The organism is Kitasatospora sp. NPDC093550, from assembly GCF_044764985.1.
GTDB lineage: Bacteria > Actinomycetota > Actinomycetes > Streptomycetales > Streptomycetaceae > Kitasatospora.
The window spans coordinates 57,816-70,423 of record NZ_JBIWJF010000015.1 but is presented as its reverse complement, the minus strand read 5'-3'; the positions used below and the strand labels follow the sequence as shown (position 1 = coordinate 70,423).

The 12,608-nt window shown below is 73.3% G+C and carries 14 protein-coding genes and 1 tRNA gene; 10 read left to right on the top strand and 5 right to left on the bottom strand.

Annotated features, from left to right (window positions below; translation table 11 throughout):
- Positions 1 to 121: 121 nt before the first annotated feature.
- Positions 122 to 1,606: an MFS transporter gene (locus ACIRD3_RS24045; RefSeq protein WP_402220144.1), complete on the bottom strand. Its 1,485-nt coding sequence runs from the start codon at positions 1,604 to 1,606 to the stop codon at positions 122 to 124.
- 105 nt (positions 1,607 to 1,711) lie between these two features.
- On the opposite strand from ACIRD3_RS24045, the gene ACIRD3_RS24040 reads away from it, so the two are divergent.
- Positions 1,712 to 2,677 (top strand): helix-turn-helix transcriptional regulator, encoded by a 966-nt coding sequence (locus ACIRD3_RS24040; protein ID WP_402220142.1) that lies wholly within the window; start codon positions 1,712 to 1,714, stop codon positions 2,675 to 2,677.
- A 21-nt stretch (positions 2,678 to 2,698) separates the two neighbouring features.
- Here ACIRD3_RS24040 and ACIRD3_RS24035 read toward each other — a convergent pair whose 3' ends face one another.
- Together ACIRD3_RS24035 and ACIRD3_RS24030 are read right to left on the bottom strand one after the other, a co-directional pair.
- Complete coding sequence (locus ACIRD3_RS24035) at positions 2,699 to 3,601, bottom strand: hypothetical protein (protein WP_402220139.1); 903 nt, start codon at positions 3,599 to 3,601, stop codon at positions 2,699 to 2,701.
- An 11-nt stretch (positions 3,602 to 3,612) separates the two neighbouring features.
- Complete coding sequence (locus ACIRD3_RS24030) at positions 3,613 to 4,131, bottom strand: YbhB/YbcL family Raf kinase inhibitor-like protein (protein ID WP_402220137.1); 519 nt, start codon at positions 4,129 to 4,131, stop codon at positions 3,613 to 3,615.
- An 83-nt stretch (positions 4,132 to 4,214) separates the two neighbouring features.
- Here ACIRD3_RS24030 and ACIRD3_RS24025 point away from each other — a divergent pair, with 83 nt between their 5' ends.
- Positions 4,215 to 4,892: a rhomboid family intramembrane serine protease gene (locus ACIRD3_RS24025; protein ID WP_402220135.1), complete on the top strand. Its 678-nt coding sequence runs from the start codon at positions 4,215 to 4,217 to the stop codon at positions 4,890 to 4,892.
- Positions 4,893 to 5,013: 121 nt separating this feature from the next.
- Entirely contained in the window at positions 5,014 to 6,180 is a 1,167-nt protein-coding gene (locus ACIRD3_RS24020; RefSeq protein ID WP_402220133.1) for a hypothetical protein, read from the top strand.
- A gap of 42 nt (positions 6,181 to 6,222) precedes the next feature.
- Here the strand turns inward: ACIRD3_RS24020 and ACIRD3_RS24015 are convergent, their stop codons facing one another.
- The gene (locus ACIRD3_RS24015; protein ID WP_402220131.1) at positions 6,223 to 7,821 is read right to left on the bottom strand and encodes a helicase HerA-like domain-containing protein; all 1,599 of its coding nucleotides are present in this window, start codon (positions 7,819 to 7,821) and stop codon (positions 6,223 to 6,225) included.
- 204 nt (positions 7,822 to 8,025) lie between these two features.
- On the opposite strand from ACIRD3_RS24015, the gene ACIRD3_RS24010 reads away from it, so the two are divergent.
- Entirely contained in the window at positions 8,026 to 8,322 is a 297-nt protein-coding gene (locus ACIRD3_RS24010) for a type II toxin-antitoxin system VapB family antitoxin (protein ID WP_030061387.1), read from the top strand.
- A gap of 268 nt (positions 8,323 to 8,590) precedes the next feature.
- The gene (locus ACIRD3_RS24005; RefSeq protein WP_402220128.1) at positions 8,591 to 9,277 is read left to right on the top strand and encodes a LytR C-terminal domain-containing protein; all 687 of its coding nucleotides are present in this window, start codon (positions 8,591 to 8,593) and stop codon (positions 9,275 to 9,277) included.
- A 70-nt stretch (positions 9,278 to 9,347) separates the two neighbouring features.
- On the opposite strand, the gene upp is transcribed toward ACIRD3_RS24005, so the two are convergent.
- Entirely contained in the window at positions 9,348 to 9,983 is a 636-nt protein-coding gene (gene upp, locus ACIRD3_RS24000) for a uracil phosphoribosyltransferase (protein WP_402220125.1), read from the bottom strand.
- A gap of 163 nt (positions 9,984 to 10,146) precedes the next feature.
- On the opposite strand from upp, the gene ACIRD3_RS23995 reads away from it, so the two are divergent.
- From ACIRD3_RS23995 to ACIRD3_RS23975, 5 genes are all read left to right on the top strand, one after another.
- Entirely contained in the window at positions 10,147 to 10,371 is a 225-nt protein-coding gene (locus ACIRD3_RS23995; protein ID WP_402220122.1) for a hypothetical protein, read from the top strand.
- A 258-nt stretch (positions 10,372 to 10,629) separates the two neighbouring features.
- Positions 10,630 to 11,187 (top strand): tRNA adenosine deaminase-associated protein, encoded by a 558-nt coding sequence (locus ACIRD3_RS23990; protein ID WP_402220119.1) that lies wholly within the window; start codon positions 10,630 to 10,632, stop codon positions 11,185 to 11,187.
- Positions 11,188 to 11,213: 26 nt separating this feature from the next.
- Entirely contained in the window at positions 11,214 to 11,741 is a 528-nt protein-coding gene (gene tadA, locus ACIRD3_RS23985) for a tRNA adenosine(34) deaminase TadA (protein WP_402220116.1), read from the top strand.
- A 67-nt stretch (positions 11,742 to 11,808) separates the two neighbouring features.
- A tRNA-Ser gene (locus ACIRD3_RS23980) sits at positions 11,809 to 11,898 on the top strand.
- Positions 11,899 to 12,346: 448 nt separating this feature from the next.
- Entirely contained in the window at positions 12,347 to 12,511 is a 165-nt protein-coding gene (locus ACIRD3_RS23975; protein WP_387613602.1) for a hypothetical protein, read from the top strand.
- Positions 12,512 to 12,608 lie beyond the last annotated feature (97 nt).

Sequence of the window (12,608 nt, the reverse complement as noted above, 5' to 3'; positions counted from 1 at the left end):
CACCGAGGGCCCCGGCCGCGCAGTGCGACCGAGGCCCTCGTTCCCCGCCCGGCGCCCGGTGCCGTACCGGTGCCGGACGGCGGACCGGTGCCGGCTGGAGAACCGGTGCCGACGGAACCGGTCAGACCAGCACGGTCTCCCGGTCCTCCGCCGCGTCCTCGGCACCGGCGGCGGCGACCGCCGCCCCGCGCCGCCGCGGCAGCGCGAACATCAGCAGGAACACCGCCAGCAGCACCCCCGCGACCCACCACAGCGCGTGCACGAAGGCCCCGCCGAACGCCGTGCCGACCGCCTCCGGCGGGACCACGTCGTCCATCGCCCCGAAGAAGGCCACCGACACCAGTCCGAGCCCGAGCGCGTTCCCCACCTGCTGCACGGTGTTGATCAGCCCGGAGGCCGAACCGGCGTGCTCGCGCGGCACCTCGGCCAGCACCGCGTCCGTGATCGGCGCGACGATCAGCCCCATGCCGAGGCCCATCACCACCAGCGGCAGCGCCATCTGCCAGGGCGCGATCGCCGTCCCGTACCGGTCGGCCTCCCAGATGTAGGTGAGCACGCCCGCGGCCATCACCAGCGCGCCCGCCTGCAGCACCTTGCGCCCGAACCGCGGCACCAGCTGCTGCACCGACAGCCCGGCCGCCACCGAGACCGCGATCGAGAACGGGATGCCGGTCGCGCCGGCCTTGAGCGGGCTCCAGCCCAGGCCCACCTGCATGTAGAGCGTCCAGACCAGGAAGAAGATGCCGAGCGCCACGCCGAAGGCCAGCTGCACGCAGATCCCGGCCGCGAAGGACTTCACCCGGAACAGCGCGAGCTCCACCAGCGGGGAGCCGTCCCGCCGCGTCTTGACCTTCTCGTACGCCACGAACAGGGCGAACACCGGCAGGCTGCCGGCCATCGACAGGTAGCCCCAGAGCGGCCAGCCCGCCTCCCGCCCGTGCGTCAGCGGGTAGATCAGCATCAGCAGGCCGAGGCTGGCCAGCAGCACGCCCACCAGGTCGAGCTTCAGCGCCTGGTCGGCCTTCGACTCGTCGATGAAGCGGCGCCCGAGCAGCAGGCCCGCGATGCCGACCGGCAGGTTGATCAGGAAGATCGGCCGCCAGGCCAGGCCGAACAGGTCCCACTCGGTGAGCAGCGCACCGATCATCGGACCGGAGACGGCGCCCAGTCCGACCACCGCGCCGAACATGCCGAACACCTTGCCGCGCTCCTCCGCCGGGAAGGTCGCGTGGATGATCGACAGCACCTGCGGCACCATCAGCGCCGCCGTCCCGCCCTGCAGCAGCCGGGTCGCGACCAGCATCTCCGGCCCGGTGGCCAGCCCGCAGAGCGCGGAGGCCAGGGTGAAGCCGCCGATCCCGATCAGGAACAGCCGCTTGCGGCCGTGGATGTCGCCCAGCCGCCCGCCGGTGATCAGCCCGATCGCGAAGGCCAGCGCGTACCCGCCGGTGACCCACTGCACGGCGCTGAAGGAGGCGCCGGTGTCCGCCTGGATGCTGGGGATGGCGATGTTGACGATGGTGACGTCCACCAGGTCCATGAAGGAGGCCACCATCACGATCGCCAGCGCGATCCACCTCCGCCGGTCGGCTCCCGCCGCAGTCATTCGGTACTCCTCGACTTCTCGCTCTTCCCGCTCATCTCGACGTCCACGACGGTACGGGCCATCTAGGTCAGATCCTGTCCCACTTCATCCGGCATGCTGGACGGCATGACCGACACCCCGGCCCGGCTGCTGAACCTGCTGTCCCTGCTCCAGACGCCGCGCGAGTGGCCCGGCAGCGAGCTGGCCGAGCGGCTCGGCGTCAGCCCCCGGACGATCCGGCGCGACATCGACCGGCTGCGCGACCTCGGCTACCCGGTGCAGGCCACCATGGGCGCGGTCGGCGGCTACCGGCTGGTCGCGGGTACGGCGATGCCGCCGCTGCTGCTGGACGACGAGGAGGCGGTGGCGATCGCGGTGGGGCTGCGGGCGGGCGCCGGTCACGCGGTGGTCGGCATCGAGGAGGCCTCGGTCCGGGCGCTCGGCAAACTGCTCCAGGTACTGCCCGGCCGACTGCGGCACCGGGTCGGCGCGCTCAACAACGCGACCGTGCCGCTGCTCGGCGGGGACGGCCCGACCGTCGACCCGGACGACCTCACACTGATCGCCGGGGCCGTCACCAACCACGAACGACTGCGCTTCGCGTACCGCTCGTACGACGGCACCGGGACGAGCCGCAACGTCGAGCCCGAGCGGCTGGTCTCGGTCGGCCGCCGCTGGTACCTGGTCGGCTACGACCTGGACCGCGCGGACTGGCGGCTGTTCCGGGTCGACCGGCTGAGCGAGCCCTTCGCCACCGGCGCCCGCTTCACCCCGCGCCCGCTCCCGGCCGAGGACGCCGCCGCGTACGTGGCGGGCAAGCTGCGCCGCCCGTCCCCGAGCGGCACCGTGGTCGCCACCGTGCACGCCCCGGCCGAGCTGGTCCGGCAGCGCTTCCGCCCGGGCGACTCCGAGATCGAGCCGGTCGACGAGCACAGCTGCCGGCTGCGTTCCCGCTCCGACTCCCTGGAGTGGACGGCGATGCGGCTGCTGTCGTTGGACCGCGCCTTCGAGGTGCACGAGCCGCCGGAGCTGCGCGAGCACCTCCGGCGGCTCGCCGAACGCGCCAACCACGCGGCAGGAGAAGAGGGTTAGACCCTCTCCCAACGAGAGGCCCTAGGCCTCCACCCGGTACCAGCCGTCGCCGCGGCGGAACCACAGCGCCCCGTCCCGGCCGTGGGCCCGCCGCCGGTCGAGCTCACCGGGCAGGTCGGGGCCGGACCGGTCGAGCCCGCGCCGCCCGGTCCGCTTCCACTCCTTGCCGACCAGCAGGTACCAGGTCAACTCGCCTCCCCGGTCGAGGAAGACCGCCTCCCTGCCCCGGACCGCGAACCCGAGGGGCACTCGCACCGGGCAGGGCACCGTGGTGGAGGAGCCGTCGGCCGGATCGATCCGGGTGAGGTAGCTGCCCGAGGAGCTCGGGTACCAGGCCAGCCAGGCGTACGGTCCCTCGGTCGCCGCGGCCAGCCCCTCCAGCGGGTAGTCGGGCAGCTTCTTCTGCTCGGGGGTCCACACCACCCTGCCCCGGGTGTCGACGCCCCGCAGCCCCGCCGCGGAGATCGGGTGGTCGCCGTAGATGCCCTCGTCCCCGTAGGCCATCCAGATCCGGCCGCCCCGGTCGGTGACCAGCGCCCGGATGTCGTCACCGAGGCCGAGCACCCGGTCCGGCGTCCCGTCCGGCCCGTACACCGCGGCGTTGGGCACCCAGTCCGCGCCGACCTGCTCGGCCCGGCCCTCGGTCAGCAGCACCCGGCCGCCCGGCAGCAGCGCCAGGTGGTCCGGCCCGACCTCGACGCCGGACAGCGGCACCCGCCACTCCCCCCGCGCCGCCGGCACGACCACCTCGCCGTCGTAGGGCGGCTTCACCAGCCGCCACGACCCGGCCGGCGTCAGGTGCTCCTCCGGCACCAGCAGGACGGCCGGCTCCCCGGCCGGCCCGACCGTCCAGGCCGCGGCCCGGCGGCCCGCCCGCCGCTCCTCCTCGGGCAGCCGCCAGACCTCGACCGGACGGTCGGACACCGGCATCGGACTCAGACCCCGTACTCCGCGGTCAGCAGCGCCCGACCGAGGGTGTGGAAGGTGAGGTGGAAACCGACCTGGGCCGGCGGGGTGTCCGGGGTGACGTCCAGCTTCTCCACGTCCAGGGCGTGCACGGCGAAGACGTAGCGGTGCGGGGCGCCGGGCGGCGGGGCGGCACCGTCGTACTTGTTGCCCGGGAAGTCGTTGCGCCCGTGGAAGGAGGCCGCGCCCGGCAGGCTGTCGTCCGAGGAGCCCGCGCCGCGCGGCAGTTCGACGGTGTCGGCGGGCAGGTTGAGGGCGAGCCAGTGCCACCAGCCGGAGCCGGTGGGCGCGTCCGGGTCGTAGCAGGTCACAGCGACGCCCTTGGTGCCCTCCGGCAGGCCCGACCAGGCCAGCTGCGGCGAGAGGTTGCCGCCGCCGTGGATGAACTCCCGGTCCAGCGTGCCGCCTTCGGTGATGTCCTGGCTGCTCAGCGGGAAGGACGGGACCTGCGGCAGGAACTCGTACGGCAGCGGCGGACGCTTGCTCATGGATGGTCACCTCTCGCGATCGGAATGACACCGGTCACTGTAATGGGGTGCACGTCCGATCCGGCGGCGCCTACAGTCGGGGCATGGCCACCAGGATGACCCGTCTGCTCTCCGACTCCCGCGCCGCGCTGTTCGCCATGCTCGGCCTCCAGGCCGTCATCTGGTCGGTCCAGGTGGTGAACTGGCTGGACGACTACGGGCTGTCGCGCGAGTTCGGTCTGCGCTCGCAGCAGCTCGGGGACCTGCCCGAGATGTTCACCTCGCCCTTCCTGCATTTCAGTTGGGACCACATCGAGGCGAACTCCTGGCCGCTGTTCGTGCTCGGCTTCCTGGCCGCCTTCCGCGGCATGCGCAGGTTCCTGCTGGCCAGCCTGGTGATCGCGGTGTCCGGCGGGCTGACGGTCTGGCTCCTGGAGCGGCCGAACACGGTGACGGCCGGCGCGAGCGGCATGGTCTACGGCTACCTCGGCTACGTGGTGCTGCGCGGGGTGCTCGACCGCAAGGTGCTGGACGCGGTGGTCGGCATCGCCGTCGCCGCGGTCTACTCGACCCTCCTGATCGGCGTGCTGCCGGTCACCCAGGGCGTCAGCTGGCTGGGCCACCTGGGCGGTCTGGTCGGCGGACTGGCCGCCGCCGTCCTGCTCCGTGACCGGCACCGGGCGGCGCGGCCGGATCCCGCCTCCGCGCCCGCCGCGAAGCCCGGTACCCCGGCCGACTCCCGGTCCGCCCTGCTCAAGGAGCTCGACGACCTGGGCCTGTGAGCGCCGCTCGCCGGGTGAGCGCCGCTCGCCGAGCGAGCAGCACGCCCTGTCAGGTCTAGACCAACCCCACCCCTGCGGCTAGCGTGAGGTGCGCCCCCGCCCCCAGCCCCGGAGCCGCACCGTGGAGTCGTCCGTCCTCGCCTTCGCCACCGACCTGCTCGACGAGGGCGCCGACACCTTCTTCGGCAACCTCACCGACCGCGCCGGGGTCGGCGGCGTCACCCTGGCCTCGGTCTACCACGAGGCCCGCGACGTCTTCCCGCACAACCCCCGCCGGGTGATCCGCTACCTGGAGCCGGGCGCCGCGTACTTCCGCCCCGACCCGGCCGCCTGGCGGGGCCGCCGCCTGGCGCCCGTGCCGTCGACCGCCATCGGCGAGCGCGACCCCTTCGCCGAGGCCGCCGGGGAGGCCCGCCGCCGCGGCCTGAAGCTGCACGCCTGGACGGTCTTCTGCCACAACGACCGGCTCGGCTTCGTCCACCCCGACTGCGCCCCCGCCAACGCCTTCGGCGACCGCCACCTCACCGAGCTCTGCCCGGCCCACCCGGAGGTCCGCGCGTACGCGCTGACCCTGGTCGCCGAACTGGCCCGCTACGGCGTGGACGCGATCCGCGCCGAGTCGCTGCACTTCCACGGCCTGCGCCACGGCTACCACCACGAGCGCTTCTTCGAGGAGCTGGGCCCGACCGCCGAGGCCCTGCTCGGGGTCTGCTTCTGCCCGCACTGCCGCGCCGCCGCCACCGCCGCAGGAGTGCCGGCCGAGGAGGCCGCCGAGGCCGTCCGGGCCGAGCTGCGCCGCCGGCTGGCCGACGAGTCCGCCGCCGCCGAGCCCGCCGACCTGAGCGCCCTCGCCGACGGCGCCTTCGCCGCGTACGTGGACGCCTCCGCGGCCACCGTCACCGCGCTGGCCGCGGACCTGTCCGAGCAGGCCCGTCGGCACGGCATGCGGCTGACCTTCATGGACGGCGGCGGCCCCGGCCGGGGCTGGCTCGCCGGGATCGACCTGCCCGCCCTGGCGAAGGCCGCCGACCGGATCGAGACGCTCGGCTACGCCAGGACCCCGGAGGCGGTCCGGGAGAAGGTCGCCGCCTTCGCCCTGCACGGCGTCCACCCCCGGGACCTCGCGGTGATCCTGCGCCCGATGTCCTCCGACTGCGACGGCCCGGAGAACCTCGCCGCCAAGATCGCCGTCCTGCGCGAACTCGGCGTCCCCGAGGTCGAGTTCTACCACTACGGGCTGATGCGGCTGTCCTCCCTGGACCGGATCGGCGCCGCCCTCTCCGGCTGAGCCCGGTCGGCCGGGGGACCCGCCTGCCCGTCGGCCGGGGACTCACCGCCGCCGCTTGGACGTCCCGAACAGGCTGCGCGAGATCTCCTGCCCGAGCTGCCGCCCGGCCGAGCGCGCGAAGGACTTCACCGTCGGATTGCCGAGCAGCGACCCGAGCAACCCGCCCACCCCCTCCTTCTCCGCCGCGCGGGACTCCCGCCGCCCCCCGGCGGGCTCCGCCGCCCGCTCCCGGTCCGGCTCCCCCACCGGTTCCGGGCCCGGCCCGGTCGGCGCCGCCTCCGGCCGGGGCGCCCGCGCCGCCAGCTTCTCGTACGCCGACTCCCGGTCGATCGCGTCCCGGTAGCGCGCCGTCAGCGGCGAGGCGTCCACGGCCGCCCGTAGCGCCCCCGCCTCGATCGGGCCCATCAGCGACTGCGGCGCCCGCAGCCTGGTCGCCGCGACCGGTGTCGGCGCGCCCTTCTCGGAGAGGACGGTCACCACCGCCTCGCCGGTGCCGAGCGAGGTCAGCACCGTGCCGAGGTCGTACGAGGAGCGCGGGAAGGTCGAGACGGTGGCCTTGAGCGCCTTGGCGTCGTCCGGGGTGAAGGCGCGCAGCGCGTGCTGCACCCGGTTGCCCAGCTGCGCCAGCACGTCGGACGGGACGTCCCGCGGCGTCTGGGTCACGAAGAAGATCCCGATGCCCTTCGAGCGGATCAGCCGCACGGTCTGGGTGATCGCCTCCAGGAAGGCCTTGGAGGCGCCCTTGAACAGCAGGTGCGCCTCGTCGAAGAAGAACACCAGCTTGGGCTTGTCGAGGTCGCCCACCTCGGGCAGCTCCTGGTACAGGTCGGCGAGCAGCCACATCAGGAAGGTGGAGAACAGCCGCGGCCGGTCCTGCACCGCGGGCAGCTCCAGCACCGAGACCACGCCCCTGTCCTCCGGCGTGGTCCGCAGCAGTTCGGCGGTGTCGAACTCGGGCTCGCCGAAGAACGCCCCGGCGCCCTCGGTCTCCAGCACGGTGAGCGCGCGCAGGATCACCCCGGCGGTGGCCGCCGAGAGGCCGCCGATCGTCTTCAGCTCCTCCTTGCCCTCGGGCGAGGCGAGGAAGGCGATCACCGCGGTCAGGTCCTTGAGGTCGTAGAGCTCCAGGCCCTTGCCGTCGGCGTAGTGGAACACCAGGCTGAGCGAGGACTCCTGGGTCTCGTTCAGGTCGAGCACCTTGGCCAGCAGCAGCGGCCCGAAGCTGGTGACGGTGGCCCGGATCGGGATGCCCGTGCCCTGCCCGCCGAGCGAGTAGAACTCGGCCGGGCAGCCCCGCGCCGTCCACTGCTGCCCGACCTCGGCGGCCCGGGCGCTGGTGCGCTCGCTCGGAGTGCCGGGCGCGGCGACCCCGGAGACGTCCCCCTTGATGTCGGCCAGGAACACCGGCACGCCCTGCGCGGAGAGCTGTTCGGCGATCAGCTGGAGGGTCTTGGTCTTGCCGGTGCCGGTGGCCCCGGCGACCAGTCCGTGCCGGTTGAGCACGCCCAGCGGGATGCGCACCTGGGCGTCCGGGTAGGCCGTGCCGTCCAGCAGCACCGCACCGAGGTCGAGGGCGGGCCCGGTGAAGGCGTACCCCTCGGCGATCTCCCGGACGGTCTGCGGTGTGGGGGCGCTGGACATCGGTGCACACTCCTGGGCGGATCGGAACGCATCGGAACGCGACGGAACGCGTCGACATCGGCACCGGAAGCCGATCGGTCCCGGAGCGATGTTCGCGACATTTCCCATCAAACAGCCGCATTCGTCCACCCGCAGTTCACACCGCCGCGCGTGGCGCCGTCGCGGCTGCTGCGCCATTCGCCGCCCAAACGGTAGGCTTTCCGTGTGATCTTCAAGCGCATCGGCAATGGGCGGCCGTACCCGGATCACGGCCGGACGAGCACCCGACAGTGGGCTGACGTCGCCCCGCGTCCGGTGCGGCTCGACCAGCTGGTGACCACCAAGGGCCAACTCGACCTCGAAACCCTGCTGGCCGAGGACTCGACCTTCTACGGGGACCTCTTCGCCCACGTGGTGAAGTGGCACGGCGACCTCTACCTGGAGGACGGGCTGCACCGGGCCGTACGGGCCGCGCTGCAGCAGCGCCAGGTGCTGCACGCCCGCGTCCTCGAAATGGAGTGACGGGCCGCCGGCGCCGGGCTCGTCGCACCGACCCACAGGCTTCCGGACCGCCCCCTCGCCTCCGGGCGGAGGGCGGTCCGCGCGTACCCCCGTACCCCCTTTCGGGTACCGGGGTACTCCAGATGATGATCGTTTAGTACCTTCACGGCAGTCCGGCACTACGCTGCTGACTACGGCCGCGACCAGGGGATCCGCCCGCACCGGGGGATGCCCGCACCCGGCCGATCCGTCATCCCGACCCCGCCCCGGTACGAGGGGGAGACAAACCATGAGCATGTTGACTCCCCAAGGCCTCAAGGGGAAGCAGTACCGCGTCACCGGCAACTCCTACCCGCGGCTGGGCCGGCCCCCCAAGAAGAGCCGCAAGGTGATCGCCGCACTCGCCGGTCTGCTCGCCCTGGCCCTGATCGCCCTCGGCGGTCTGCAGCTGTACGACATCTTCACGGGCCGGAACAAGAACTCCTCCGCCCAGGCCTGCGCGACCGCCTCCGGCAAGCCGCTGGCCGCCCCGACCCCGGGCGCCACCCCGGGGTCCCCCGCCGCCTCCGGGGCACCCGCCGGCCAGGGCGACCCGCACGCCGTCCCGCAGCCCGCCGCCGTCACGGTGAACATCTACAACGCCACCACCAAGGCCGGTCTGGCCGGGCGGACGGCCGAGGAGTTCAAGAAGCGCGGCTTCACCATCGGCAAGGTCGGCAACGCCCCGGCCGAGCTGGACAAGAAGGTGCCCGGCACCGCCCAGGTGATCGCCGGCCCGGCCGGCGCCGGGGCCGGCACCCTGGTCGGCTCGCAGATCGCCGGGGCCGCCGTCACCGCCGACGCCCGCACCGACGCCAGCGTGGACTTCGTGATCGGCGACAGCTACAACGCCCTGCTGGACGAGACCCAGGCGGCCGCCGCCCTCGCCCTGGCCACCAAGCCCTCCCCCACCCCGACCACCACGGGCAGCTGCTGACGCCCGGCACGCACGACGAGGGCCCTCCGGCGCGCTGCCGGAGGGCCCTCGTCGTTCTACCGGTCCGGGATCAGCCCGCGGTGCCGTACAGCCGGTCGCCCGCGTCGCCGAGGCCGGGGACGATGTAGCCGTTCTCGTTGAGCCGCTCGTCCAGGGCGGCGGTGACCACGGTGACCGGCAGGTCCGCCAGCTCCCGCTGCATCACCTCGACGCCCTCGGGGGCGGCCAGCAGCACCACGGCGGTGACGTCGGTGGCTCCGCGCTCGATCAGCATCCTGATCGCGGCGACCAGGGTGCCGCCGGTGGCCAGCATCGGGTCGAGCACGTAGACCTGGCGGCCGGAGAGGTCGTCCGGCATCCGGGTCGCGTAGGTGGAGGCCTCGAGGGTCTCCTCGTTGCGGACCATGCCGAGGAAGCCGACCTCGGCGGTCGGCAGCAGGCGGGTCATCCCGTCCAGCATGCCGAGACCGGCCCGCAGGATCGGCACGACCAGCGGGCGCGGGTAGCTGAGCCGGGTACCGAGCGTGACCGCCACGGGCGTGGTGATCTCCACCTCCTCGGTACGGACGTCCCGGGTGGCCTCGTAGGCGAGGAGGGTCACCAGCTCGTCGGTCAGGCGACGGAAGGTCGGCGAGTCGGTGCGCTCGTCGCGCAGGGTGGAGAGCTTGTGGGCGACCAGGGGGTGGTCGACGACGTGGAGACGCATGTACCGAGGTTAGCCCGGGTCTGGACGCCTGTACGACACGCCGTGCCCGACCCGGACGCCGGAGCGGGTGACCACTCCGTGACACGCCGTGACGCAGGGCGAATGTCAGGACGGAAGCGTCTCCTGTGGTATCAACCGGGCCGTTCTGGGAATGTCACGTCTTATGACGAGCAACCCGAAGGCCGGGGGCGGCTCGGCGGACGAGCCCGTCGGCGGGGCGGGCCCGCCGGACGACCACCCGGAGACGGAGGCGGAGCGCCGCAAGCGGCGGGCCGTCTTCCTGCGCGAGCTCACCGAGGCCCGCGAGCTCCGGGAGCGGGTGCAGCCCCGCCGGACCAAGGAACGGCGGATGCGCGAAGCGATGCGGATGCGAACCTTCCGGATCTGACGGGCCTGCGACCGGGCTCTCCGGCGGCCCCGCCGGGCCTCCGGAACAAATTTCGACCGGCTTCGGACCGCCCCGGCGCGGCTCCGCCCTCCGCCACCCGGTCCTTCTGACACGACCTGCAAAGACGCGCTGCAGAACACCCCCCGCAAGCGCTGCCTTTCTGTCACGATTCCGATGGGACGGTCCGAACAGCGGACCGCCTCTGGCGCGGGGGCGGCCAGATTTCCGCGTTGCCCGAGCGCGCCACAGCCGAGACCGATGATCTTGGGAGTGTCCCTGGTGGCGTACTTCGCTGCAGTGCTTGCTCGCTCCGAGGACGGGTGGGACGTGAGCGAGACGGAGCTCGACGACGTCGAAACCCTGGCCGACCTGGCCGACCTGGCCCGCGACTCCGCGCAGGACGACGACAGCGTCCTGATCTTCATCGAACAGGAGGACTCCTGGTTCGCCATCGTCCGCGTGGACGGTGAGGACGACCCGCGGATCTTCGTGTCCGACGGCGCCGCCGCCGCCCGCAGCTCCTACGGCTCCGTCCTCACCGACGAGCTGGTCGATCAGGCCGGCGAGAGCGAGTTCGGCGACCTGGACCACCTGCTGGACGAGGAGGCGGAGACGCAGGACCAGGAGGACGAGGACGCCGAGCCGCGCGGCGGAGTCCCGGTCGGCCCGCTCGGCGACTCCCACCTGCTCACCGAGTTCGGCCTGCCCTCCGACGAGCTGCTCGCCCTCAGCGGCGAGGGCGCGGTACCGGGCGACGCCCTGGAGGAGATCGCCGAGGCCCTGGGCTGCGGCGAGGTCCTGGAGGCGGTCCGGTAGCGGGCGGATGCCCGACACTGGATGCCATGCAGCCCGCATCCACCGTGCAGACCGTCCCGTACGTCCCCCCGCTGCCCGCCCCCGTCCGCCCCGACCCGGTCCGCGACCGCTGGGCGGCGCCGATGCGCCTCGCCATGGCCGAGGCCGCCCTGGCGCCGGCCACCGGTGACGTCCCGGTCGGGGCGCTCGTCCTGGGCCCGGACGGCGAGGTGATCGGGCGCGGCCACAACGAGCGCGAGGCGGTCGGGGACCCGACCGCGCACGCCGAGGTGGTGGCGATCCGGCAGGCGGCGGAGAAGACCGGGGAGTGGCGGCTCTCCGGCTGCACGCTGGTCGTCACGCTGGAGCCGTGCACGATGTGCGCCGGCGCCATCGTGCTCTCCCGGATCGACCGGGTGGTCTACGGCGCCCTCGACGAGAAGGCCGGCGCGGCCGGCTCGCTCTTCGACGTGATGCGCGACCGCCGGCTCAACCACCGCCCCGAGGTGATCTGGGGCGTCCTCGCCGACGAGTGCGGCGAGCAGCTGCGGGCGTTCTTCGACACCCACCGCTGACCCCTGCCCGACGGCCATCCCGATACGGATTTCGTGACCGCGCCACCCGTCCGGTAGAGTTCCCCTCGGTAGCGTGTCCGAGCGGCCAAAGGAGCACGCCTCGAAAGCGTGTGTGGGGGCAACTCCACCGTGGGTTCGAATCCCACCGCTACCGCCAGAAAGCCCGAGGGCCCGTCCGATCCGGACGGGCCCTCGGCGTTTCCGCGCACCCTCGGACGCGGAAAGGGCTCCGCACACCGGGCCGATGACCACCGGGCCCGGCCCGTACGGAGCCTGGGCGGGGGAGCGGCTCGGGGGGACTGACCGCTCCCCCGGCGGAGTCCCACAACCGGCACCGCGTCGGGGGGAAGCCGCGGCGACCGGTCCCACAGCGGGGAGCTCCGGATCCACGCACCGGGGATTCCTGCCAGATCCTCGGTACGTCGTCCATCCTGCCGTCCGGCTCCCGACCGGGCACCCGGAGAAAGGCCCCACTCGCGGGGACCTTCGTCCCGCCGGCCGAACGCGTCGCACACTTGATAGCCCGTCCGGGTGGATAAGCTGCCCCCTGCAGGCCGCTCGGGGACCGGATGACGGCGGCCCACAGCTGGGAGGAAGGCCACCCGATGGCGCAGGCGAAGAAGATCGGCATGATCCTCCTGCTCATCTTCGTGCTCTACTCGATCATCACCTCGCCGGCCCGGTCCGCCGAGCTGGTCCAGCTGGGCTTCGAGGGCATCTCGAACGCGGCCAAGGCGGTCGGCACCTTCATGACCGGACTGATCAAGTAGCCGGCCCGGCCCGACCGCCCGTTGCCCGGGTGGCGGACGGGCCGTTCACCCGCACCTCGGCACCGGCTACGGTGGGCGCGACCCTCTACCCCCGTCC